The organism is Enterobacter sp. KB-221C9 (assembly GCF_041320715.1).
Taxonomy (GTDB): Bacteria; Pseudomonadota; Gammaproteobacteria; order Enterobacterales; family Enterobacteriaceae; genus Enterobacter; species Enterobacter asburiae_D.
On record NZ_JBGIWG010000004.1, the window covers coordinates 285,884 to 309,024 of the forward strand.

Annotated in this window: 23 protein-coding genes and 5 tRNA genes; 19 read left to right on the forward strand and 9 right to left on the reverse strand. The window is 57.2% G+C overall.

Annotated elements, in window-relative coordinates; genetic code table 11:
* Positions 1-36 precede the first annotated feature (36 nt).
* Both norW and norV read right to left on the reverse strand, forming a co-directional pair.
* Complete coding sequence (gene norW / locus AB8846_RS07545) at positions 37-1,170, reverse strand: NADH:flavorubredoxin reductase NorW (RefSeq protein WP_370732427.1); 1,134 nt, start codon at positions 1,168-1,170, stop codon at positions 37-39.
* The gene (gene norV / locus AB8846_RS07550) at positions 1,167-2,612 is read right to left on the reverse strand and encodes an anaerobic nitric oxide reductase flavorubredoxin (RefSeq protein WP_331411444.1); all 1,446 of its coding nucleotides are present in this window, start codon (positions 2,610-2,612) and stop codon (positions 1,167-1,169) included. The genes norW and norV overlap by 4 nt, the downstream gene beginning before the upstream one ends.
* A gap of 186 nt (positions 2,613-2,798) precedes the next feature.
* Between norV and norR the strand changes: the two genes are divergently transcribed.
* On the forward strand, positions 2,799-4,313 hold the full coding sequence (gene norR, locus AB8846_RS07555; RefSeq protein WP_370732428.1) for a nitric oxide reductase transcriptional regulator NorR: 1,515 nt from the start codon (positions 2,799-2,801) through the stop codon (positions 4,311-4,313).
* Here norR and gutQ read toward each other — a convergent pair.
* The 7 genes from gutQ to srlA form a co-directional block, all read right to left on the reverse strand.
* Positions 4,310-5,275: an arabinose-5-phosphate isomerase GutQ gene (gutQ, locus tag AB8846_RS07560; protein ID WP_063144188.1), complete on the reverse strand. Its 966-nt coding sequence runs from the start codon at positions 5,273-5,275 to the stop codon at positions 4,310-4,312. The genes norR and gutQ overlap by 4 nt on opposite strands.
* Positions 5,268-6,041, reverse strand: coding sequence for a DNA-binding transcriptional repressor (locus tag AB8846_RS07565; protein WP_008499558.1), 774 nt, complete (start codon positions 6,039-6,041; stop codon positions 5,268-5,270). The genes gutQ and AB8846_RS07565 overlap by 8 nt, the downstream gene beginning before the upstream one ends.
* A gap of 63 nt (positions 6,042-6,104) precedes the next feature.
* Complete coding sequence (gutM, locus tag AB8846_RS07570) at positions 6,105-6,464, reverse strand: transcriptional regulator GutM (protein ID WP_045286053.1); 360 nt, start codon at positions 6,462-6,464, stop codon at positions 6,105-6,107.
* Positions 6,465-6,556: 92 nt separating this feature from the next.
* Positions 6,557-7,336 carry a sorbitol-6-phosphate dehydrogenase gene (gene srlD / locus AB8846_RS07575; RefSeq protein WP_063144187.1) on the reverse strand — a complete coding sequence of 260 codons (780 nt, stop codon included), beginning with the start codon at positions 7,334-7,336 and terminating at the stop codon, positions 6,557-6,559.
* A gap of 14 nt (positions 7,337-7,350) precedes the next feature.
* On the reverse strand, positions 7,351-7,713 hold the full coding sequence (srlB, locus tag AB8846_RS07580; RefSeq protein WP_023308951.1) for a PTS glucitol/sorbitol transporter subunit IIA: 363 nt from the start codon (positions 7,711-7,713) through the stop codon (positions 7,351-7,353).
* Positions 7,714-7,725: 12 nt separating this feature from the next.
* Positions 7,726-8,685 (reverse strand): PTS glucitol/sorbitol transporter subunit IIB, encoded by a 960-nt coding sequence (locus AB8846_RS07585; protein WP_063144185.1) that lies wholly within the window; start codon positions 8,683-8,685, stop codon positions 7,726-7,728.
* Positions 8,682-9,245 (reverse strand): PTS glucitol/sorbitol transporter subunit IIC, encoded by a 564-nt coding sequence (srlA, locus tag AB8846_RS07590; protein ID WP_023333189.1) that lies wholly within the window; start codon positions 9,243-9,245, stop codon positions 8,682-8,684. Before srlA ends, AB8846_RS07585 begins: the two co-directional genes overlap by 4 nt.
* A gap of 252 nt (positions 9,246-9,497) precedes the next feature.
* Here srlA and mltB point away from each other — a divergent pair, with 252 nt between their 5' ends.
* The 18 genes from mltB to luxS all read left to right on the forward strand — a co-directional run bounded on the left by mltB (position 9,498) and on the right by luxS (position 23,119).
* Entirely contained in the window at positions 9,498-10,598 is a 1,101-nt protein-coding gene (gene mltB / locus AB8846_RS07595) for a lytic murein transglycosylase B (RefSeq protein WP_201283073.1), read from the forward strand.
* Positions 10,599-10,911: 313 nt separating this feature from the next.
* The gene (locus AB8846_RS07600) at positions 10,912-11,565 is read left to right on the forward strand and encodes a metal ABC transporter ATP-binding protein (RefSeq protein ID WP_370732429.1); all 654 of its coding nucleotides are present in this window, start codon (positions 10,912-10,914) and stop codon (positions 11,563-11,565) included.
* The gene (locus tag AB8846_RS07605; RefSeq protein WP_039263400.1) at positions 11,562-12,422 is read left to right on the forward strand and encodes a metal ABC transporter permease; all 861 of its coding nucleotides are present in this window, start codon (positions 11,562-11,564) and stop codon (positions 12,420-12,422) included. Before AB8846_RS07600 ends, AB8846_RS07605 begins: the two co-directional genes overlap by 4 nt.
* 14 nt (positions 12,423-12,436) lie before the next feature.
* Entirely contained in the window at positions 12,437-13,315 is an 879-nt protein-coding gene (locus AB8846_RS07610; protein WP_370732430.1) for a metal ABC transporter substrate-binding protein, read from the forward strand.
* Positions 13,316-13,444: 129 nt separating this feature from the next.
* A complete protein-coding gene (pncC, locus tag AB8846_RS07615; protein WP_023308944.1) occupies positions 13,445-13,942 on the forward strand; it encodes a nicotinamide-nucleotide amidase in 498 nt (165 codons plus the stop codon).
* Between the two features lie 89 nt (positions 13,943-14,031).
* Positions 14,032-15,090, forward strand: coding sequence for a recombinase RecA (gene recA / locus AB8846_RS07620; RefSeq protein ID WP_370732431.1), 1,059 nt, complete (start codon positions 14,032-14,034; stop codon positions 15,088-15,090).
* A gap of 68 nt (positions 15,091-15,158) precedes the next feature.
* Positions 15,159-15,659 (forward strand): recombination regulator RecX, encoded by a 501-nt coding sequence (recX, locus tag AB8846_RS07625; protein WP_213328624.1) that lies wholly within the window; start codon positions 15,159-15,161, stop codon positions 15,657-15,659.
* A gap of 131 nt (positions 15,660-15,790) precedes the next feature.
* On the forward strand, positions 15,791-18,418 hold the full coding sequence (gene alaS, locus AB8846_RS07630; protein WP_045888112.1) for an alanine--tRNA ligase: 2,628 nt from the start codon (positions 15,791-15,793) through the stop codon (positions 18,416-18,418).
* A 241-nt stretch (positions 18,419-18,659) separates the two neighbouring features.
* Positions 18,660-18,845, forward strand: coding sequence for a carbon storage regulator CsrA (gene csrA / locus AB8846_RS07635; protein WP_000906486.1), 186 nt, complete (start codon positions 18,660-18,662; stop codon positions 18,843-18,845).
* A 342-nt stretch (positions 18,846-19,187) separates the two neighbouring features.
* Positions 19,188-19,280 (forward strand) — tRNA-Ser (locus tag AB8846_RS07640).
* Between the two features lie 4 nt (positions 19,281-19,284).
* Positions 19,285-19,361 (forward strand) — tRNA-Arg (locus AB8846_RS07645).
* 64 nt (positions 19,362-19,425) lie between these two features.
* Positions 19,426-19,502: transfer RNA gene (locus AB8846_RS07650), tRNA-Arg, on the forward strand.
* 29 nt (positions 19,503-19,531) lie between these two features.
* Positions 19,532-19,608: transfer RNA gene (locus AB8846_RS07655), tRNA-Arg, on the forward strand.
* Between the two features lie 28 nt (positions 19,609-19,636).
* Positions 19,637-19,713: transfer RNA gene (locus tag AB8846_RS07660), tRNA-Arg, on the forward strand.
* A gap of 117 nt (positions 19,714-19,830) precedes the next feature.
* Complete coding sequence (gene yqaB, locus AB8846_RS07665) at positions 19,831-20,397, forward strand: fructose-1-phosphate/6-phosphogluconate phosphatase (protein ID WP_032648006.1); 567 nt, start codon at positions 19,831-19,833, stop codon at positions 20,395-20,397.
* Positions 20,394-20,822, forward strand: coding sequence for a YqaA family protein (locus AB8846_RS07670; RefSeq protein ID WP_008499541.1), 429 nt, complete (start codon positions 20,394-20,396; stop codon positions 20,820-20,822). The genes yqaB and AB8846_RS07670 overlap by 4 nt, the downstream gene beginning before the upstream one ends.
* A gap of 83 nt (positions 20,823-20,905) precedes the next feature.
* Entirely contained in the window at positions 20,906-22,450 is a 1,545-nt protein-coding gene (gene gshA / locus AB8846_RS07675; protein WP_331411463.1) for a glutamate--cysteine ligase, read from the forward strand.
* 153 nt (positions 22,451-22,603) lie between these two features.
* The gene (gene luxS / locus AB8846_RS07680) at positions 22,604-23,119 is read left to right on the forward strand and encodes an S-ribosylhomocysteine lyase (RefSeq protein WP_047646219.1); all 516 of its coding nucleotides are present in this window, start codon (positions 22,604-22,606) and stop codon (positions 23,117-23,119) included.
* Positions 23,120-23,141 lie beyond the last annotated feature (22 nt).

Consider the following 23,141-nt stretch of genomic DNA (forward strand, 5'->3'; position numbering starts at 1 on the left):
GCCGGGTAAGCGGAGCGCCACCCGGCAATACGAGGGTTAAGCAGGTAACAGTTTCAGCAGGGCGAAAGCCTCCTTCATCCGATCTTCACTGACGACAAAAGCGCGTAGTTGACCCTCATTATCGGCACCGCGCGCGACCATTCCCTGCGGTTCGAGGGTAATTTGCCAGTTCAGATCCTGACGCTGCGTTTCACCGGCAAGATGCAGCGGTAATTCCGGCGTTTTAACTTTAATCAGCATGGCGGGTAATTTCAGCGGCGCGCTGCCGCCGAGCAGGTTTTTCGCCAGATACATTGCGCTTAATTGAATCGGCTGTAAAAAGGGCAGCACCTGATCGTTAATTTCAGCGCAGTCCCCTAACGCGTAAATATCGGGTTGCGTGGTTTGCAGGTAGCTATTTACCTTCACGCCGCGGCCTGTTTCGGCGCCTGCGCGATGCGCCAGCGCGGTTTCCGGGCGCAGGCCCGTCGCCGCGATAACCGCATCCACCTCAACGCTGCGGCTGCGGTCGAGCGTGGCACGAATACCGCCCTCGGTTTTGCTCAGACTCAGTAGCTGCGATTTGAGCAGCAGATGCACCCCCATATCGGTCAGGCGATGCTGTAAGCGACTGCTTACTTCTGCGGGCATCAGCGACGACAGGATGCTCGCCGCATGGTCGACCAGGGTGACGGATTTGCCCGCCCGGCAGAAATCCATCGCCAGCTCGGTGCCTATCAGCCCGCCGCCGACAATCATTACTCGCTGCGCGTCGCGAAGCGCCGTTTCGCTGGCCTGGTACTCCTGCTGGCTGTTGAGGGTGAGCATCAGCTCGCGGCCCTCAATCGGCGGCACAAACGCAGAGGCACCCGTGGCGAGCACCAGCCTGTCGTACTGCCAGGTCTTCTCTTTCGCTTTCACCACGCGGGCGGCGGCGTCGATATCGGTGACCCAGGTGTACGGGAACAGGCGCAGGTTAAACTGTTCCGCGAACTCCCCCGCCGTCTGGCGGGTGAGATCTTCGGCGCGCTGATTCTGGCTAATGACGTGGCTTAGATCGGGCTTGTTGTACTCGTCCATGCTGTCGGCGGCGATCACCGTCAGCGGCACGCTGGCGTCCTGCTTGCGGATATTTTTCACCAGCTGGCGGGCGGCAAAGCCCGAGCCGATGATGACGATACCGTTGCTCATTTTGCCTCCGTACCCAGTTCGTCAAAGACGTCTTTACCGAGAGAGCATTCCGGGCAGAGGAAGTTGTCCGGCACGTCGCGCCACGGCGTGCCCGGGGCAACATCCTGCAGCGGTTCGCCCAGCTCTGGGTCGTAAATCCACTGGCAGACGCTGCACTGCATGCGCGGGCCGAGATCGGCGGCTGCCGCGGCGGCACAGGCGCAGGCGTCCTGCTGTTCGGATGGTTGTGCCGCTTGCGGAAGCGGAGCGAGCGCCCACTGACGGGCAATGTCGCGACCGTGCTGGCGGCAGATCTCCAGCGCGTCGATATCCGGACGCCATTTCGCCTTCAGGCTGAGGGACATCTCAAAGCCCGCATCCTGTAAACGGGTGGAGAGACGGTCTACCGCGCCGCCGCTCCAGCCGTGGGAGCCAAAGGCGCTGGCGCGCTTGTTGCGGAAACGCAGGCCGGTTATCTCTTCTACCAGACCGGCAATTTTCGGCATCATCACGTTGTTCATGGTGGAGGTGCCCACCAGCACGCCCTTAGAGCGGAACACGTTGGTCAATACCTCGTTCTTATCGCTGCGCGCCACGTTGAAGATTTTCACCGCCACGTTGGGGTCAACTTCGTTGATGCCCTGGGCGATGGCGTCCGCCATCATGCGGGTGTTGTTGGACATGGTGTCGTAAAAGATCGTTATGCGGTCTTCCTGATAATCCGCCGCCCATTTCAGGTACAGTTCCACAATCTGGGTTGGGTTATCACGCCATACCACGCCGTGGGAGGTGGCAATCATGTCCACCGGCAGATTGAAGCCGAGGATTTCGGTAATTTTTGGCGTCACCAGGCGGCTGAACGGGGTCAGGATGTTGGCATAGTAGCGCTGGCACTGCTCGAACAGCTCGGTTTGGTCCACTTCGTCGTTGAACAGGCGCTCGTCGCAGTAGTGCTGGCCGAAGGCGTCGTTGCTGAACAGCACCGCGTCGCCGGTCATGTAGGTCATCATGCTGTCCGGCCAGTGCAGCATCGGGGTTTCCACGAAGATCAGCTGCTTGCCGTTGCCGATATCCAGCGCGTCGCCGGTTTTCACGGTGTGGAAGTTCCACTCCGGATGGTGGTGGTGGCCGTTGATCGAGTCGATGGCGTTGGTGGTGCAGTAGATAGGCGTGTTCGGAATGTAAGACATCAGCTCGGTCAGCGCACCGGCGTGATCTTCTTCCGCGTGGTTGATGATGATGTAGTCGATGGCGTCCAGGTCGATTTCGCTGCGCAGGTTCTGCACGAACTCGCGGCTGAACTTGTGATCGACCGTATCGATCAGCACGTTTTTTCCTTCGCGGATGAGATAGCTGTTATAGCTGCTGCCGCGCAGCGTTTTGTATTCCGTCCCGTGGAAATCGCGCACTTCCCAGTCACGTTGACCCACCCAATGAATGTTATTTTTAACCAGAATAGACATAGCAACCTCTACGTAATACAGCATTTTCAAATAAGATGGTTTGCTTATATCAAGTTACGTGCCAACTTTTAATTTATTGATTTTAATTAATTAATATTTTTATGATCCGTAGTGGGTAGTCATTATGACTATCAAAAAAAGTGTCAATATGACAACATGGATTGTCAAAATGACAGCGAGGTCACTATGAGTTTTTCCGTAGACGTGCTGGCGAAGATCGCCATTGAGCTACAGACCGGTATCGGACATCAGGACCGCTTTCAGCGGCTGATCTCCACGCTGCGCCACGTGCTGGCGTGCGACGCCTCGGCGCTGCTGCGCTACGAGGGGCGACAGTTTATTCCACTGGCTATCGACGGGCTGGCGAAGGACGTGCTCGGACGGCGTTTTACCCTTGAGGGCCACCCGCGTCTGGAAACCATCGCCCGCGCGGGTGACGTGGTGCGATTCCCGGCGGACAGCGACTTGCCCGACCCGTACGACGGGCTCATTCCCGGACAGGAGAGCCTGAAGGTGCACGCCTGCATCGGCCTGCCGCTGTTTGCCGGACAACATCTGATTGGCGCACTGACCCTCGACGGCCTGTCGCCGGACCAGTTCGACACCTTTAGCGACGAAGAGCTGCGCCTGATTGCCGCCCTGGCCGCCGGGGCGCTGAACAATGCCCTGCTGATTGAACAGCTGGAGAGCCAGAACATTCTTCCCGGCAGCCCGGCGGCGTTTGAGCAGGTGGCGCACACGGAGATGATCGGCCTTTCTCCGGGCATGGCGCAGCTCAAAAAAGAGATTGAGATTGTTGCCGCCTCAGACCTGAACGTGCTGATCTTCGGGGAAACCGGCACCGGTAAGGAGCTGGTCGCGAAATCGATCCACGAAGCCTCGCCGCGCGCGGTGAACCCGCTGGTGTACCTCAACTGCGCCGCGCTGCCGGAAAGCGTGGCGGAAAGCGAGCTGTTTGGTCACGTTAAGGGGGCGTTTACCGGGGCCATCAGCAACCGCAGCGGCAAGTTCGAAATGGCCGATAACGGCACGCTGTTTTTGGATGAAATCGGCGAGCTCTCCCTGTCGCTGCAGGCCAAGCTGCTGCGCGTGCTGCAGTACGGCGACATCCAGCGCGTGGGGGATGACCGCAGCCACAGAGTGGACGTTCGCGTGCTGGCGGCCACCAACCGCGACCTGCGTGAAGCGGTGCTTGCCGGGCAGTTCCGCGCCGACCTGTTCCATCGCCTGAGCGTGTTCCCGCTTACCGTGCCGCCGCTGCGCGAGCGCGGGGACGACGTGCTGCTGCTGGCGGGCTTTTTCTGCGAGCAGTGCCGTCTCAGGATGGGGCTTTCCCGCGTGGTGCTAAGCCCGGGGGCGAGGTCGCACCTGCTGAGCTACGGCTGGCCGGGCAACGTGCGCGAGCTGGAACATGCGATTCACCGGGCGGTGGTGCTGGCGCGAGCGGCGCGTTCGGGGGATGAGGTGGTAATTCACGCGCGGCATTTTGCACTGCATGAGGAAAGTGCCCCGACCGTGAAGGCTGCTGTGTCTGAGAGCGCAAACGAGAACCTGCGCGAGGCCACGGAAGCGTTCCAGCGCCAAATGATCACCCGCGCGCTGGAGCAGAACAGCCGCAGCTGGGCGGCGTGCGCGCGGGCGCTGGAGATGGACGTCGCCAACCTGCACAGGCTGGCGAAACGTCTGGGGCTGAAGGGTTAGATAATTCCGGCCTGATAGAAATCCTGCAGGTTGATGGCGCCGCACAGCCTGCCGGCATCATCCACCACCGGTGCGGCGGTGATTTTGCGCTTCATCAGCACCTCTTTGGCTTCAATGGCGCGGCTCTCGGCGTTGAGCGTCAGCCCGCCCGGGGTCATGGCGTCCGACACGTTGGTCTCCAGCCTGCCGCCGCCCACCAGCCAGCGGCGCAGGTCGCCGTCGGTGAACACGCCCTTGACGCTCCCGTTGTCATCGCACACCGCAACCAGCCCCAGGCCGGTGCGGCTCAGCTCCAGCATCGCGTCCATGACGCTGGTATCGAGTTTGACCTGCGGAATGGCATCGTCGGTGCGCATCAGGTGGTGAACCTTGTTGAGCAGGCGTGCACCGAGCGCACCTGCCGGATGCGAACGGGCGAAATCTTCTTCGTTAAAGCCGCGCGCCTGCATCACCGCCATTGCCAGCGCGTCGCCCATCATCAGCGTGTTAACGGTGCTGGAGGTCGGCGCGAGGTGCATCGGGCAGGCTTCACGCTCAACGGAAATATCCAGCGTCGCTTTGGCGGCCAGCGCCAGCGGCGAGCGGGATTTCCCGGTCATCGCCAGCAGGGCGACCGATTTTTCCTGCAGGCGCGGAATAATCAGGTCCAGCTCTTTGGCCGAACCGGAGTAGGAGATAAACAGCATCACGTCGCGGCTTTCTATCATCCCCAGATCGCCGTGCAGCGCCTCTGCTGGATGCACGAAGAACGCCGGGGTGCCAGTGCTGGCGAGCGTCGCGGCAATCTTTTTGCCGATATGGCCGGATTTACCGATGCCCGCCACGATCACTTTGCCTTCGCAATGGATAATGGTGTTGGCGGCGCGGACAAAATCCTCGCCCAGACGTTCCGGCAGGCGGCTGGCTTCCTGCAGTTCCAGCATCAGCGTCTGGCGGCCCGTTTCTAACAGAAAATCACTCATCTCTTTCTCCGGTTACGATCACGTCGATTCCTTTCTCTTCCAGCGCTTTCTTGAACGCTGGATCGATACCCGCGTCGGTAATCAGCTTATCAACGCTTTCCAGGCTACACACAATATTGGGGCTTTTGCGGCCAAACTTTGACGAGTCTGCCATCAAAATCACTTCCCGCGCGGCGTTGCACATGGCTTTACTGACGCTGAATACCTCGTTGAACGTCGTAACGCCCGCGTTCAGGTCGATGCCGTCGGTGCCCATAAACAGTTTATCAAAGCTGAAGTGGTCGAAGGCATTCTCCGCCAGCTGGCCGTGAAACGACGCCGATTTTTTGCGGAAGGTGCCGCCGGGCATCAGGATGGTCTGCTCGCAGTCGTTCTCCGACAGGGCGTTGACGATGTGCAGGCTGTTGGTCATCACCGTGATGTTGTTAAAGCGGCTGAGCAGCGGGATCATCTGCAGGACGGTACTGCCTGCATCCAGAATGATGGAATCGCCATCGTGGATAAATTTTACGGCAGCTTCGGCAATCAGCGCTTTCTGGTGGGTATTGATCAGCGTTTTGTGATCGATAGGCGGGTCGGCTTCGTCTTTATTGAGCACCACGCCGCCGTAGGTTCGAATGACGGCGCCAGAGTTTTCGAGCAATACCAGGTCCTTGCGTATTGTCGTGCCGGTGGTGTCAAAGTAGTGGGCCAGATCCTCTACCGAACATTTTCCCTGCTTTTGCAGATGTTCAAGAATGGCCGCCTGCCGCTGACGAGGTTTCATAGGCGCTTCGTTCCTTAGGTTGCGAAATGATAATTTCGCAAGTCTATAGCTTTCACAACGAAATTATCCATGTTTCAGATTAAGCGCTAATGATAGTGCATTCTGACAGAGTGGATCATGGGGAAAGATCACATCAGGCCGTAATTCCTGCAGCGAAATGCCGTTGATTGCCTGGATTTTCACCGGTCGGGCAAACACCGTCATGCCGCGCATAATGAGTGAATCGCAGACGTTATTGTTTTCATCCAGCGCAACGGCGACGACCACGCGCGGTTTGAAGCGTCCGCCGGAACGCCCGACCCCGACGCGACCTTTCTGGCACAGGGCATCAAACGCGCGGTTAAACTGGTGGATCTGCCAGCCGCCAAACGCCATCTGGCAAATCCAGGCGAGGGCGGCGACGGTGATGAGTGCGGTTACCATATCGACTCCTTTAATTGCCGGGTGGCGGCTGCGCCTTACCCGGCCTACGGGATTTGTAGCCCCGGTAAGCGCAGCGCCACCGGGGAATGAACTCAGAACATGACCTGCCCACCCGTCACGTTAATCGACTGCCCGGTGCAGTACGAGGCTTTCGGGCTGGCGTAAAACAGCAGCATGTTCAGCACATCCTGATAATCGCACCCGCGCTTCAGCGGCACTTTATCGATGTAGTACTGCTCCACTTCCTCAGCCTTGATGCCGAGCTTGGTGGCATACTGCGGCAGCAGGGACTGGAACATCGGCGATTTCAGCAGGTTGCCCAGCATCAGCGAATGCACGGTAATGCCGTACTCGGCCAGATCCAGCGCCAGAGACTGCGTCAGCCCCACGCCGCCAAACTTCGCCGCGCTGTAGCCGGAGTTGTGCTTGCTGCCCACTTTCCCTGATTTTGAGTTGATCTGAATGATGCGCCCCTGAATGCCGTCGCGGATCATCAGGCGGGAAAACTCGCGGGCGCAGAGGAAATAGCCCACCAGATTCACCTGCAGCGAGCGGTCAAAATCCCCCAGTTCGAAATCGCTGATAAAGGCCGCTTTCGCAATCCCCGCGCTGTAGACCAGCAGGTCGGTACGCCCAAAAATCTCGTCCACGCCGCGGGCCAGCGCCATCACGCTCTGCTCGCTGGTGGCGTCGGCACCAAACCCGTACGCCATCCCTTCACCAAACTCGGTGTTGAGGGTATCCGCCACGCGGGCGGCCTTTTCACTCTGAATGTCCACTACCGCCACGCGGTAACCCTCAGCGGCAAGCCCACGGCAGAGGAACTCGCCTAAGGTTTGTCCTCCACCAATGACAACGGCAACCTGACTCATGTGTTTCTCCTTAATTACGCAACAAATTTTAACGTGCAGCCTGGGGTGACAGCCTGCGGAACCGGGCCCGCTACGTGAACCGTACCGGGATACTCGGCCTGCGGCTGGCCGTCGAAACGCAGGGTGATGTGGCCAAGCTCACGCAGGTTTTGCTCGGCCACGTCGCCGACGGCGGTCACGGCATAGCGCGCCTCGCCCAGCTCCAGCTGGCTTCCTGCCTTCAGCTCGCCCTTCAGCTCGCCGTGGCAGTGGATAAAACAAAACTCTTCGATATCCGCCGGAGCGCCTTCGCGGAAGGTGATCAGCATCTGGTCGCTCAGCGCGTCGGCCGCGCTCTGGCCGATACGGGTAATGGTGGTCTGGTAAATGACGGTCATCGCAGGAACCTCTTATTGATAAATAAAGCCGGAGACAAACCAGGCAATCAGCACCGTCGGCGCGCCCGTCAGGAAGCGGCTCACCAGCACGGACGGCACGCCCACGCGCACGGTGTCCTGGCGCGCTTCGGCCAGCGACAGCCCAACGGGGATGAAGTCGCACGCCGCCTGGGCGTTAATGGCAAACAGGGCGGGCAGGGCGAGGTGCGGAGGGATGTTCCCCAGACCAATCTGCACGCCAATCAGCACGCCGATGACCTGGGCAATCACCGCGCCCGGGCCGAGGAACGGCGACAGCAGCGGGAAGGAGCAGATCAGCGCCAGCGTCACCAGCCCGAGCGGGTGGCTGGCGAGCGGGGCGAGGCCGTGGGCAATCCAGTCGCCCAGGCCGGACGCCATGATGATGCCGATCAGCGCCGAGACGAACGCCATAAACGGCAGGATGGTTTTCAGCACCGTGTCGATGGTGTCGCGCCCGGACTGGAACAGCACCGCCACGGCGGAACCCATGCCCATCCCGACCTTCGCCAGCAGGCCGTCGCTCTGCTCGGTGATTTTCTTGCTGGTGTCGTACTCGCGCGGTGCCGCTTTTTGCGGCGCGGGAGTCCCGTTCACCAGCGTGATGTTGTCCTCCTTCACGCCCGAGACATAAATGTCCTCAAGGATGTACTGCGCCAGCGGGCCGGATTTTCCGGTGGAGTGAATATTCACCGTCGGAATGCGGCGCTTCGGATAGATACCGCAGCGCAGCGTGCCGCCGCAGTCGATCACCGCCACGCCGATTTCCGCTTCCGGCGGCTCGCCCTCTTTGAAGCCGTCGACCGCTTCCCAGCCGGTCAGCTCGCGCAGCCTGTCGACGATCGCCGGGCGTGTGCCTGCGGTGATGTAGACAATCTTTTTGCCTTCGGTGGCGTCGAACTCCAGCGGGCCGCCCCAGCCGCCCGTGCCTTTTTCAATGCGGATCCGGTTCATGCTGTGGCTCCTGAAAGATGGACTTTTTGTTCAAGCTGGATGCCCATTTTTTTCTCAAAAATGGCGGTGGTGAGGTCGGTCACCCAGCCGCGGAAGAAGTTGGTCACCAGGCCGACCAGCAGATAGCTCACCGCCAGCGGGCCGAGCGGAAGGCCAAGGGTGGTGAGGCCGCTGGCGATCCCGAGATAGACAAACAGCTCGCCGGGGTTGATGTGCGGGAACAGGCCATTCATGGAATGGCAGCTGTAGGAGGCGGCGGCGTAGTAGCTCGGCTTGTACTTTTCCGGCATGAAGCGACCGAGGCTTAAGGTCATCGGGTTACAGAACACGAAGGTACCGATGAACGGCAGTACCAGGTAGCGGGACAGCGGATTCCCGGCACAGCGCTGGGCGAAGCGTTCAATGCGCTGCTGGCCGATAAAGTTGATCAGCGCGTTCATGATCACCAGCAGGCTGATCAGCAGGGGCAGGATCCCGGTCACCATGCCGGTGAACACTTCTCCGCCTTTCTGAAACAGCCCGATGAACCACTCGGCGCCGTGGGTGATGGTTTCTATCATTCTTCTCTCCTGTGGGGCTTTTTTGTTTTTGTCTGACTGGGCTAATAATAATCATTTTGAAAGGTTTTAAAGTGTTAATTAGATCTCACAATGAAAGAAAAATGGATTATTTTGAAAGTTTATTGATGGAGGCAATGATTTTCGGTGGAAAAAAGCGCGGATTTGCGTGGGGGAGGTGCGTACCGCTTCCTTGAGGTGTTGCGGATGCTTTACCATACTGGGTTCTTATCGAACCCGTTAAATGGATGTCTCATGTTCAAGCGTCGTTATGCAGCGCTGTTGCCTGCGCTTATTCTGCTGTCTGCCTGTAGTAGCAAACCTAAGACCGAAGCCGTTCAGCAAACGGCGGGCGCGCCTTCCGGAGGATTCCTGCTGGAGCCGCAGCACAATATGATGCAGATGGGCGGCGACTTCGCGAATAACCCGGCGGCCGAGCAGTTCATCGATAAAATGGTGAGCAAACACGGCTTTGACAGACAGCAGCTGCACGAAATTTTGTCTCAGGCCAAGCGTCTGGACTACGTGCTGCGCCTGATGGACAGGCAGGCGCCGACGGCCCAGGTGCCGAGCGGGCCGAACGGCGCGTGGCTGCGCTACCGCAAACAGTTTATTACCCCGGACAACGTGCAAAACGGCGTGGTGTTCTGGAATCAGTATGAAGACGCGCTCAACCGCGCGTGGCAGGTGTACGGCGTACCGCCTGAAATCATCGTCGGGATTATTGGCGTGGAAACCCGCTGGGGCCGCGTGATGGGTAAAACCCGCATCCTGGATGCGCTGGCGACGCTCTCCTTTAACTACCCGCGCCGCGCGGAGTATTTCTCTTCCGAGCTGGAAACCTTCCTGCTGATGGCGCGCAGCGAGCAGGACGATCCGCTCGATCTGAAAGGGTCGTTCGCCGGCGCGATGGGCTACGGCCAGTTTATGCCGTCCTCCTATAAGCAGTACGCGGTCGACTTTAACGGCGACGGCCACATCAACCTGTGGGATCCGGTGGATGCCATCGGCAGCGTGGCGAACTACTTCAAAGCGCACGGCTGGACGCCGGGTGGGCAAGTTGCGGTGCAGGCAAACGGCGAAGCTTTTGGTCTGGAAAACGGCTTCAAAACCAAATACAGCGTTGCGCAGCTGACGGCGGCAGGCTTAACGCCGACCCAGCCGCTGGGCAATGTTGATCAGGTGAGCCTGCTGCGTCTGGATGTGGGAACCGGTTATCAGTACTGGTACGGCATGCCGAACTTCTACGCCATCACCCGCTATAACCACAGCACCCACTATGCAATGGCGGTGTGGCAGCTGGGGCTGGCGGTGTCGCAGGCGCGCGTTCCTGCGGCGTCGCCGTTTAGTCAGTAAGTTGCTCAGACGGGTAGGCCGGGTAAGGCAACGCCGCCACCCGGCATGCCTGCACGCACGGTGCGGCCTTATGCCCTCACCCTGACCCTCTCCCACGGGAGAGGGTAGTTTTGCAGAAACATTTCGCCACACTCCCTTTTCAAACCCGCCATTTACATCTTAATCGCCTTTCATTATTGTTATGTTATAACATTTAATGTGGTGTCGACATGTCAACGTCCCTTTTTTCTCTGTCTGCTCTGGTTCGGCTTTTGCTGGCGCTGGTGCTGGTTGTCTTTATCGGGCTGGCCGTGCGCTGGGCGGTGGCATTGCCATGATCGTGATGAACGAACTGGTTGCGGGTTATGAACGCCAGCCCGTTACGCGGCCCCTCTCGGGCACGATTGAGCGCGGAAGCATGACCGCCATTATCGGCGCTAACGGCTGCGGGAAATCCACGCTGCTAAAAACGCTGGCGGGGTTTATTCCTCCCGTCAGCGGCGGTTTCCGCTGGCAGGGTAAGCGCCCGGTAATCGGCTGGCTGGCACAGCGTCACGCGCTGGAGGCGCAGTTTCCCCTGACCGTTCAGGACGTCGTCAGCATGGGCTGCTGGCCGGGCATTTCGCTTTTTTCCGGGTTTCGTCGCGAAACGCGATTGCGCATTGCCAGCGCGCTTGAGCGCGTCGGGCTTGAGTCCATGGCGTTATCCACCATTGATGAACTCTCCGGCGGTCAGTTTCAGCGCATGCTCTTTGCCCGCGTCCTGGTGCAGCAGGCGCCGCTGGTGATGCTGGATGAACCTTTTACTGGGGTCGACGAAGCCACCTGCAACGTGCTGATGGATTTGATGCTGGAGATGTATAGGCAGGGGCAAACGCTGCTCGCGGTACTGCACGACAGCGAGCGCGTGTCGCGCCATTTCCCGCAGACGTTACGGCTGGATGCTGACGTCCCCCAGTGGAAAACCGAGCGGGTGAGGGTGGCATGATCTGGCATCTCTTTTTTCAGCCGTTTATTGAGTACGGCTTTATGCGTCGCGCGCTGGTGGTTTGCCTGGCGCTCTCCGTCAGCACTACCGCGCTCGGCGTGTTTCTTCAGCTGCGTCGGATGAGCCTGATGGGCGATGCCCTTTCTCACGCCATTTTGCCGGGTGTCGCCGTGGGGTATTTACTCAGCGGTATGTCGCTGCTGGCGATGAGTATTGGCGGTTTTATCGCGGGAATTACCGTGGCGCTGCTGGCCGGTCTGGTCAGTCGACGCACGCCGCTGAAAGAAGATGCGAGCTTTGCCGGGTTTTATCTTGGCTCGCTGGCGCTGGGGGTCACGCTGGTGTCGCTGCGCGGGTCAAATGTCGATCTGCTGCATCTGCTGTTTGGCTCCATCCTCGCCGTGGACAATGACGCCGCGCTGTTTGTCACGGGCGTTTGTATGTTCACCCTTATTACGCTGGCGCTGTTTTATCGCGGGCTGGTTACAGAAGCGTTTGATACCGCCTGGCTCCAGGTGAACGCCCGCTGGCTGCCTGGCCTGCTGCACGGACTGTTTCTGGCGCTGCTGGTGCTTAACCTGGTGGCCGGTTTTCAGGTGCTCGGCACGCTGATGGCCGTCGGGCTGATGATGCTTCCGGCCGTGGCGGCACGCTGCTGGGTGCGCACGTTACCTGCCTTACTCCTGATGGCGGGTATCAGCGGTATTTTCTGCGCATGGCTGGGGTTGAGCCTCTCCTGGGCGATGAGTCTACCGGCCGGGCCATCTATCGTGCTCACCGCCAGCGCGCTGTTCTTTATTTCCATTTTATTGGGTACGCGAAGCAGGCTCGCTGGCAGCCTGCGGGCGTATTTTTAACGCAAGGGGAAACGATGAAACGTACAGGATTTGTAGTGGCGCTCGCGCTGGGGATGATGTCGCACGGCGTGATGGCGAAAACGCTGAATGTGGTGACCAGCTTTTCGATACTGGGGGATATCACGCAGGAGGTAGGCGGTGACCATGTGAACGTGACGACGCTGGTCGGGCCGGACGGCGATCCGCATACCTTCGAACCGTCGCCGAAAGACAGCGCGGCCCTGAGCAAGGCTGATGTGGTGGTGGTGAACGGCCTGGGGCTGGAAGGCTGGCTTGACCGTCTGGTAAAAGCCTCCGGATTTAAGGGGCAGCTGGTGGTGGCTTCAGCCGGGGTGAAAACCCACACTCTGGAAGAGGACGGCAAAACCGTCACCGATCCGCACGCGTGGAACAGCGCGGCAAATGGGGCGCTGTATGCGCAAAATATCCTGAACGGGCTGGTGAAAGCCGATCCGGATGACAAAGCCGCGCTGGAAGCCTCCGGTAAACCGTATATCGCGCAGCTTAGCCAGCTTGATAACTGGGCCAAAACGCGCTTTAGCCAGATCCCGTCGGCGAAGCGTAAAGTGCTGACCAGCCATGACGCGTTCGGCTATTTCAGCCGCGCTTACGGCGTGACGTTCATGGCGCCGCAGGGGCTGTCGTCTGAGAGCGAAGCCAGCGCGGCGCAGGTCGCTGAGATTATCAATCAGATCAAAGCCGACGGCGTGAAAACCTGGTTTATGGAAAATCAGCTCGATCCGCGTCTGGTTAAACAGATTGCGTCGGCGACGGGCGCGCAGCCTGGGGGCGAGCTTTACCCCGAAGCTTTGTCGGCAAAAGGTGGGGTGGCAGACACCTACGTTAAGGCGTTTCGCCACAATGTGAACACCCTCGCTGACAGCATGAAATAACCCTTCCACCGCCGGTGCGTCCGTACCGGCTTTTTTCTGAAGCCCCCTCGTAAAACCTGAAGTGCATCCCCACATCTGACGAGAAAGTGCTATCTTGTGCAGCACGTTTTTCTGATGCCTGGAGCGAGAATGACTGACCATGAATTGATGCAGCTTAGCGAGATCGTTGGCCTTGCGCTGAAGCAGCGTGGCGCGACAATCACCACTGCGGAATCCTGCACCGGCGGCTGGGTGGCGAAAGCGATTACCGATATTGCCGGCAGTTCCGCCTGGTTTGAACGCGGTTTTGTGACCTACAGTAACGAAGCTAAAGCACAGATGATTGGCGTGCGCGAATCCACGCTTGAACAGCATGGTGCGGTCAGCGAACCGGTGGTGATCGAGATGGCCATCGGTGCGCTCAAAGAGGCGCGCGCAGATTACGCGATTTCCATTAGCGGCATTGCGGGCCCGGACGGCGGCAGCGACGTGAAGCCTGTCGGCACCGTCTGGTTTGGGTTCGCCACGTCCAAAGGGGAAGGGATCACCCGCCGGGAGTGCTTCAGCGGCGATCGCGAAAGCGTGCGTCGTCAGGCAACCGTTTATGCGTTAAAAACGCTCTGGCAACAATTTCTACAAAACACTTGATACTGTATGACCATACAGTATAATTGCACCAACAGAACAGAAATCCACGGTGAAGCACAGTCGCTTCTCCCGGCATGACAGGAGTAATAATGGCTATCGACGAAAACAAACAGAAAGCGTTGGCGGCAGCACTGGGCCAGATCGAAAAGCAATTCGGTAAAGGCTCCATCATGCGCCTGGGTGAAGACCGTTCCATGGATGTGGAAACCATCTCCACCGGTTCGCTTTCTCTGGATATCGCGCTGGGCGCTGGCGGTCTGCCTATGGGCCGTATCGTAGAAATCTACGGGCCAGAGTCCTCCGGTAAAACCACCCTGACGCTGCAGGTGATTGCCGCGGCACAGCGCGGAGGTAAAACCTGTGCGTTTATCGATGCCGAGCACGCGCTGGACCCTGTTTATGCCCGCAAGCTGGGCGTGGATATCGACAACCTGCTGTGTTCTCAGCCGGACACCGGTGAGCAAGCGCTGGAAATTTGTGACGCGCTGGCGCGTTCTGGTGCCGTTGACGTTATCGTGGTCGACTCCGTTGCCGCACTGACGCCAAAAGCCGAAATTGAAGGTGAAATCGGTGACTCCCACATGGGCCTCGCGGCACGTATGATGAGCCAGGCGATGCGTAAGCTGGCGGGTAACCTGAAGCAGTCCAACACGCTGCTGATCTTCATCAACCAGATCCGTATGAAAATTGGTGTGATGTTCGGTAACCCGGAAACCACTACCGGTGGTAACGCACTGAAATTCTACGCCTCTGTCCGTCTGGATATCCGCCGTATCGGCGCGGTGAAAGAGGGCGAGAACGTGGTGGGTAGCGAAACCCGCGTGAAGGTTGTGAAGAACAAAATCGCCGCGCCGTTCAAACAGGCTGAGTTCCAGATCCTCTACGGCGAAGGGATCAACTTCCTCGGCGAGCTGGTTGACCTGGGCGTGAAAGAGAAGCTGATTGAAAAAGCGGGCGCCTGGTACAGCTACAACGGTGACAAGATTGGTCAGGGTAAAGCGAACGCGATCTCCTGGCTGAAAGAGAACCCGGCTGCAGCGAAAGAGATTGAGAAGAAGGTGCGTGAGCTTCTGCTGAACAACCAGGACTCCAAACCTGATTTCGTGGTCGATGCCGCGGATGCTGAAGAAACTAACGAAGACTTTTAATTCTTTCGTTTAAAAATGAAGGGCTGCTGATGCGGCCCTTTTTGCATTTCTGAATCAGCAGGTTTTTTATGAGTGAACCGACAACACGTCGACCCGCGTATGCACGCTTACTGGACCGTGCGGTGCGCATCCTGGCCGTTCGTGACCACAGTGAACAGGAGCTGCGGCGAAAACTGTCGGCTCCGGTGATGAGTAAAAACGGGCCGGAAGAGATTGACGCCACCGCGGAAGATTATGATCGCGTGATTGCCTGGTGCTATGAGCATCACTATCTCGATGACGAGCGTTTTGCCTCACGGTTTCTCGCCAGCCGAGGCCGTAAAGGATACGGGCCCGCGCGCATCCGGCAGGAGCTGAACCAGAAAGGGGTGGCCCGGGAATCCATCGAAAAAGCGATGCGCGAATGCGATATTGACTGGTGCGAGCTGGCCAGAGAACAGGCGATTCGTAAATACGGCGAACCGCTGCCGCGTGAATTTTCAGAAAAAGTCAAAATCCAGCGCTTTTTGCTCTACCGCGGCTTTCTGATGGAAGATATTCAGGATATCTGGCGTAATTTTGCCGATTGAACGCATGCGGGATTTTACTTCCCACTAAAGAAAACTTATCTTATTCCCACTTTTTCCAGTAGCTGGTCTGTCCAACGGTTTACCGATACAGGCTGGCTACGACATTTCGTTAGCTTGATTTCAGGATAATTATGAGCAAGAGCACCGCTGAGATCCGTCAGGCGTTTCTCGATTTTTTCCATAGTAAGGGACACCAGGTTGTTGCCAGCAGCTCCCTGGTACCGAACAACGATCCGACTCTGCTGTTTACCAACGCCGGGATGAACCAGTTCAAGGATGTGTTCCTTGGTCTCGACAAGCGTAATTATTCCCGCGCCACAACCTCACAGCGTTGCGTGCGTGCGGGCGGTAAACACAACGACCTGGAAAACGTCGGTTACACCGCGCGTCACCATACGTTCTTCGAAATGCTGGGTAACTTCAGCTTCGGCGACTACTTCAAACACGATGCCATTCAATATGCGTGGGAACTGCTGACCGGTGAAAACTGGTTCAACCTGCCGAAAGAGCGTCTGTGGGTTACCGTCTATGAAACCGATGACGAAGCCTACGAAATCTGGGAAAAAGAAGTCGGGATCCCGCGCGAGCGTATTATTCGCATCGGTGATAACAAAGGCGCGCCATACGCGTCTGATAACTTCTGGCAGATGGGTGATACCGGCCCTTGCGGTCCGTGCACCGAGATCTTCTACGACCACGGCGACCACATCTGGGGTGGCCCTCCGGGCAGCCCGGAAGAAGACGGCGATCGCTACATTGAGATCTGGAACATCGTGTTCATGCAGTTCAACCGTCAGGCCGACGGTACGATGGAGCCGCTGCCGAAGCCTTCCGTCGATACCGGTATGGGCCTGGAGCGTATTGCCGCGGTTCTGCAGCACGTTAACTCCAACTACGAAATTGACCTGTTCAGCACCCTGATCAAAGCCGTTGCGAACGTTACCGGCGCGACCGACCTGAACAACAAATCGCTGCGCGTTATCGCGGACCACATTCGTTCCTGTGCGTTCCTGATTGCCGACGGCGTTATCCCGTCGAATGAAAACCGTGGCTACGTGCTGCGTCGTATCATTCGTCGTGCCATCCGTCACGGCAACATGCTGGGCGCGAAGGACACCTTCTTCTATAAACTCGTTGGGCCACTGATTGGCGTGATGGGTGCGGCCGGTGATGAGCTGAAACGCCAGCAGGCGCAGGTAGAGCAGGTTCTGAAAACCGAAGAAGAGCAGTTTGCGCGTACACTGGAGCGCGGTCTGGCGCTGCTGGACGAAGAGCTGGCGAAACTTAAGGGCGACACGCTGGATGGCGAAACCGCTTTCCGCCTGTACGACACCTACGGCTTCCCGGTTGACCTGACGGCGGACGTTTGCCGCGAGCGCAACATCAAAGTTGACGAAGCGGGCTTCGAAGCCGCGATGGAAGAGCAGCGTCGTCGTGCGCGTGAATCCAGCGGTTTCGGTGCGGACTACAACGCGATGATCCGCGTTGATAGCGCGTCAGAATTCAAAGGTTATGACGCGCTGGAACTGACCGGCAAAGTGACCGCCCTGTTTGTTGACGGTAAAGCCGTAGACAGCATCAGCGCGGGTCAGGATGCGGTTGTCATTCTGGACAAAACGCCGTTCTATGCGGAATCCGGCGGCCAGGTTGGCGATAAGGGCGAACTGAAAGGCAACGGTTTCAGCTTCAGCGTCAGCGACACCCAGAAATACGGTCAGGCGATTGGTCACCAGGGCAAACTGGTTTCCGGTTCTCTGAAAGTGGGCGAGGGCGTACAGGCTAACGTGGATGAAGCTCGCCGCGCGCGCATTCGTCTGAACCACTCTGCAACCCACCTGATGCATGCTGCCCTGCGCGACGTGCTCGGTACCCACGTTGCACAGAAAGGTTCTCTGGTTAACGACAAAGTGCTGCGTTTCGACTTCTCGCATTTTGAAGCGATGAAACCGTCTGAAATCCGCGCGGTGGAAGATCTGGTGAACGCGCAGATCCGCCGTAACCTGCCAATCGAGACCCATATTATGGAACTCGAGGACGCGAAGAAAAAAGGTGCGATGGCGCTGTTTGGTGAGAAGTATGACGACCGCGTTCGCGTGCTGAGCATGGGCGACTTCTCTACCGAGCTGTGCGGCGGTACGCACGCATCGCGCACCGGTGACATCGGCCTGTTCCGCATTGTTTCCGAGTCGGGTACGGCGGCAGGTGTGCGTCGTATTGAAGCGGTGACCGGTGAAGGTGCGATTGCCAGCCTGCATGCGCAGAGCGATCAGCTGCACGACATCGCGCAGCTGCTGAAAGGCGATAGCCAGAACCTGGGCGAGAAAGTGCGCGTTGCGCTGGATCGCACGCGTCAGCTGGAAAAAGAGCTGCAGCAGCTGAAAGAGCAGGCTGCGGCGCAGGAGAGTGCAAACCTCTCCAGCAAGGCTGTAGACATTAAGGGCGTCAAACTGCTTGTCAGCGATCTGGCGGGCGTTGAGCCTAAGATGCTGCGTACTATGGTCGACGATCTCAAGAACCAGCTTGGTTCTACCGTTATCGTGCTGGCGACAGTGGCAGAAGGTAAGGTTTCTCTGATTGCGGGCGTCTCTAAGGATGTGACCGACCGCGTAAAAGCAGGGGAACTGATTGGTATGGTCGCTCAGCAGGTGGGCGGCAAGGGGGGCGGTCGTCCTGACATGGCGCAAGCCGGTGGTACGGATGCGGCGGCACTTCCGCAAGCTTTGGCCAGCGTTGAAAGCTGGGTAAGCGCGAAACTGTAATAACTACAAAGCACAAGCAGACGCCATAGCGGTAACGTTATGGCGTCTTGTTCACTGTGCTATCGATAACGATAAAGTCAGGTTGAGTTTGTGTATATCGGCTAAACTTACGTTTAACAGAATGTGATGCCGTGACTGCTTACACTTTACGTGTTTGTCATCGCTTACTTTTTGGCGTTATATGATGGATAATGCCGGGATACAAGAGACCCGACTCTTTTAATCTTTCAAGGAGCAAAGAATGCTGATTCTGACTCGTCGAGTTGGTGAGACCCTCATGATTGGGGATGAGGTCACCGTGACAGTTTTAGGGGTAAAGGGTAACCAGGTACGTATTGGTGTTAACGCTCCTAAAGAAGTATCTGTCCACCGTGAAGAGATCTACCAGCGTATCCAGGCTGAAAAATCCCAGCAGTCCAGTTACTGATATTGTCGCGTCTCGCTGTCGGGCGAGACGCAACCCTCCTGTCATTTTTCCTGCTCAACGTTACCGTTTAATTTCAATCGCTCTCTTTTTAACCACTCGGTTACCCTAAACTCGCCTTTACGCCGTCAATTCTGCATAGGTTTTCTGTGAAAATGCCTGCAAAATCCGCTTATAAAACACCCTCTTTGCGGCTTTTACATGCGAATTGCGTGTGATTTGTGCAAACGATAAAAGCTTTTGGAAAATTGTTTGACTTATAAGTCCCAGAAAGTAATATATGCGCCACGCAGCGACGAGAAGCTCTTAACGAGTAACTCGAAGCACTCGAAAGAGGCGTTGTGTGGTGAGGTGGCCGAGAGGCTGAAGGCGCTCCCCTGCTAAGGGAGTATGCGGTCAAAAGCTGCATCCGGGGTTCGAATCCCCGCCTCACCGCCATTTTGCATCCGTAGCTCAGCTGGATAGAGTACTCGGCTACGAACCGAGCGGTCGGAGGTTCGAATCCTCCCGGATGCACCATCTATTACTTCATATTGCTTTAGAAGTGATATGAATATCGAGCAGTACAGTAGTAAATCCCGATGCATCCGTAGCTCAGCTGGATAGAGTACTCGGCTACGAACCGAGCGGTCGGAGGTTCGAATCCTCCCGGATGCACCATTTACTATTTCTGAAAGCAGTACCCTGATGCATCCGTAGCTCAGCTGGATAGAGTACTCGGCTACGAACCGAGCGGTCGGAGGTTCGAATCCTCCCGGATGCACCATTATTATTTCTGAAAGTAGTTCCCTGATGCATCCGTAGCTCAGCTGGATAGAGTACTCGGCTACGAACCGAGCGGTCGGAGGTTCGAATCCTCCCGGATGCACCATCTTCTCCTTCTTTGTTTATTCCTTCGACGTTCCGTCAGCAATCACACTCTCAATCAGCGACAAAAATCACCATTTACGATAAAGTAATGCTTTGTTAATCGTTTAGCGAGAGCACGATGTACGCACAGTATGACGGTTTGATCTTCGATATGGATGGCACTCTCCTGGATACCGAACCCACGCATCGTCAAGCCTGGACTGACGTCCTGGGCCGCTACGGTATGCGTTTCGATCTTCAGGCGATGATTGCCCTCAACGGATCCCCCACCTGGCGTATTGCACAGGCCGTGATTGAACTGAATCAGGCCGATCTCGACCCGCACCTGCTCGCGCGCGAAAAAACCGATGCGGTAAAAGCCATGCTTTTAGATACCGTACGCCCTTTGCCGCTGATTGATGTGGTAAAAGAGTGGCACGGGCGTCGTCCGATGTCGGTAGGAACGGGTAGCGAAAGTGCGATCGCTGAGGCATTACTCAACCATCTTGGCCTGCGCCACTATTTTTCTGCCGTGGTCGCCGCCGATCATGTTAAACATCACAAGCCCGCACCGGATACCTTCCTGCTTTGCGCAGAGTTAATGGGCGTCCCGGCGGCAAAATGTGTCGTGTTTGAAGATGCCGATTTCGGTATCCAGGCCGCGCGTGATGCCGGAATGGATGCGGTGGATGTGCGCTTGCTGTGAGTGACGCGCTGTCACTCGCCTCATTATTCGCCAGCAGTTTTTTAAGCGCCACGCTGTTACCGGGAAATTCGGAAGTGGTGCTGGTGGCGATGCTGTTGTCCGGCGTGAGTCAGCCCTGGCTGCTTGTATTAATAGCAACAATGGGTAATAGCCTTGGAGGGCTGACTAACGTTATTCTTGGGCGTTTCTTTCCGCTGCGCGAAAAATCGCGCTGGCAGGAAAAGGCAGTCGGCTGGCTAAAACGCTATGGCGCTGCCACGCTGTTATTAAGCTGGATGCCTGTAATAGGCGATTTACTGTGTCTGCTGGCGGGATGGATGCGCATCTCCTGGGGACCGGTGCTCTTTTTTTTGTGCCTTGGCAAGGCGTTGCGCTATGTTCTCGTGGCGTGGGCAACACTACAGGGTATGACGTGGTGGCACTAATTGGTGGAATGAATACGCGACCTTCAATCGTCAACCATTACAATTATGCTGAGTAACATTACTTTGACAGGCGGGAGGTCAATTTGATCCCGGACGTATCTCAGGCGCTGGCCTGGCTGGAAAACCACCCTCAGGCATTGAAGGGTATTCAGCGTGGTCTTGAGCGTGAAACGCTGCGCGTTAACGCGGACGGTAGCTTAGCGACGACGGGTCACCCGAAGGCGTTAGGCTCGGCGCTGACACATAAATGGATCACAACCGATTTCGCTGAAGCACTGCTGGAGTTCATCACGCCAGTAGAGGGTGATATTGATCATATGCTGACGATCATGCGCGATATCCATCGCTACACCGCGCGCAACATGGGCGACGAGCGTATGTGGCCCCTCAGCATGCCGTGCTATATCGAGCAGGGCCAGGAGATTGAGCTGGCGCAGTACGGCACGTCAAATATCGGTCGGCTGAAAACGCTCTATCGCGAAGGGCTGAAAAACCGCTACGGCGCGTTGATGCAGACCATCTCTGGCGTGCATTACAACTTCTCGCTGCCAATGGCGTTCTGGCAGGCGAAATGCGGTGAAACGGATAAAGACGCGATCTCTGAAGGTTATTTCCGCCTGATCCGCAACTATTACCGTTTCGGCTGGGTGATCCCGTATTTGTTTGGTGCCTCCCCGGCGATCTGTTCTTCGTTCCTGCAGGGGAAACCGACCACGCTGCCGTTCGAGAAGACCGAGTGCGGAATGTACTATCTCCCGTACGCCACCTCTCTGCGCCTTAGCGATCTCGGTTATACCAATAAATCGCAAAGCAATCTCGGTATTACGTTTAACGAATTGCACGAATATGTGGCAGGATTGAAGCGGGCGATCAAAACCCCGTCGGAAGAGTACGAGAAAATCGGCCTCGAAAAAGACGGCAAGCGCCTGCAAATCAACACCAACGTGCTGCAGATTGAAAACGAGCTGTATGCGCCTATTCGTCCTAAGCGCGTAACGCGCAGCGGTGAAACCCCGTCGGATGCGCTGCAGCGCGGCGGGATTGAATACATTGAAGTACGCTCGCTGGATATCAACCCATTCTCACCGATTGGCGTTGATGAACAGCAGATTCGCTTCCTGGATCTGTTTATGGTCTGGTGCGTGCTGGCGGATGCGCCGGAAATGAGCTCAGACGAACTGCTCTGCACCCGTACAAACTGGAACCGCGTGATTCTGGAAGGGCGTAAACCGGGTCTGACGCTGGGTATCGGCTGTGAAACAGCACAGTTCCCGCTGACCAAAGTCGGCAAAGATCTGTTCCGCGACCTGAAGCGTGTTGCCCGGACAATGGACAGCATCGACGGCGGCGACGCGTATCAACAGATCTGCGATCGGCTGGTGGAAAGTTTTGATAATCCGGAACTGACGTTCTCAGCACGCATTCTGCGTTCTATGATCGATCAGGGCATTGGCGGCACGGGGCGTTCACTCTCAGCGGAGTACCGTGAGATGCTGATGCAGGAGCCGTTAGAAGTGCTGAGCGAAGCGGATTTTGTAGCGGAACGCGATGCGTCCGTTATGCGTCAGAAAGAGGTTGAAGCGGCGGATACCGAGTCGTTTGAGGCTTTTCTGGCGAAGCAGGCTTAAGCAGAAAAGAAAAAGGCCACATCGCTGTGGCCAAAATATACATCTCTGAATTCAGGGATGATGATAACAAATGCGCGTCTTTCATATACTCAGACGCGCATTCTGTAGAAGAGTTCAGTTTATTTTAAAAAAAATCACTATCGGAGGTGACGTATGCCGTTATTAGATAGCTTTACTGTCGACCATACCCGTATGGAAGCACCTGCAGTTCGCGTGGCGAAGACCATGCACACCCCGCACGGCGACACGATCACCGTCTTCGATCTGCGTTTCTGCGTGCCAAATAAAGAAGTGATGCCTGAGAAAGGCATTCATACCCTGGAACACCTGTTCGCTGGCTTCATGCGTGACCACCTGAACGGCAACGGCGTTGAGATCATCGATATCTCTCCGATGGGCTGCCGTACCGGTTTCTACATGAGCCTGATTGGCGTGCCTGACGAGAAGCGCGTCGCGGATGCGTGGAAAGCGGCGATGGAAGACGTGCTGAAGGTGAAAGAGCAGAACCAGATCCCTGAGCTGAACGTTTACCAGTGCGGGACCTACCAGATGCACTCTCTGGAAGAAGCGCAGGAAATCGCGCGTCACATCATCGAGCGTGATGTTCGCGTGAACAGCAACGAAGAGCTGGCCCTGCCAAAAGAAAAACTGCAGGAACTGCACATCTAGTATTGAGCCTGTAGATGCCCGG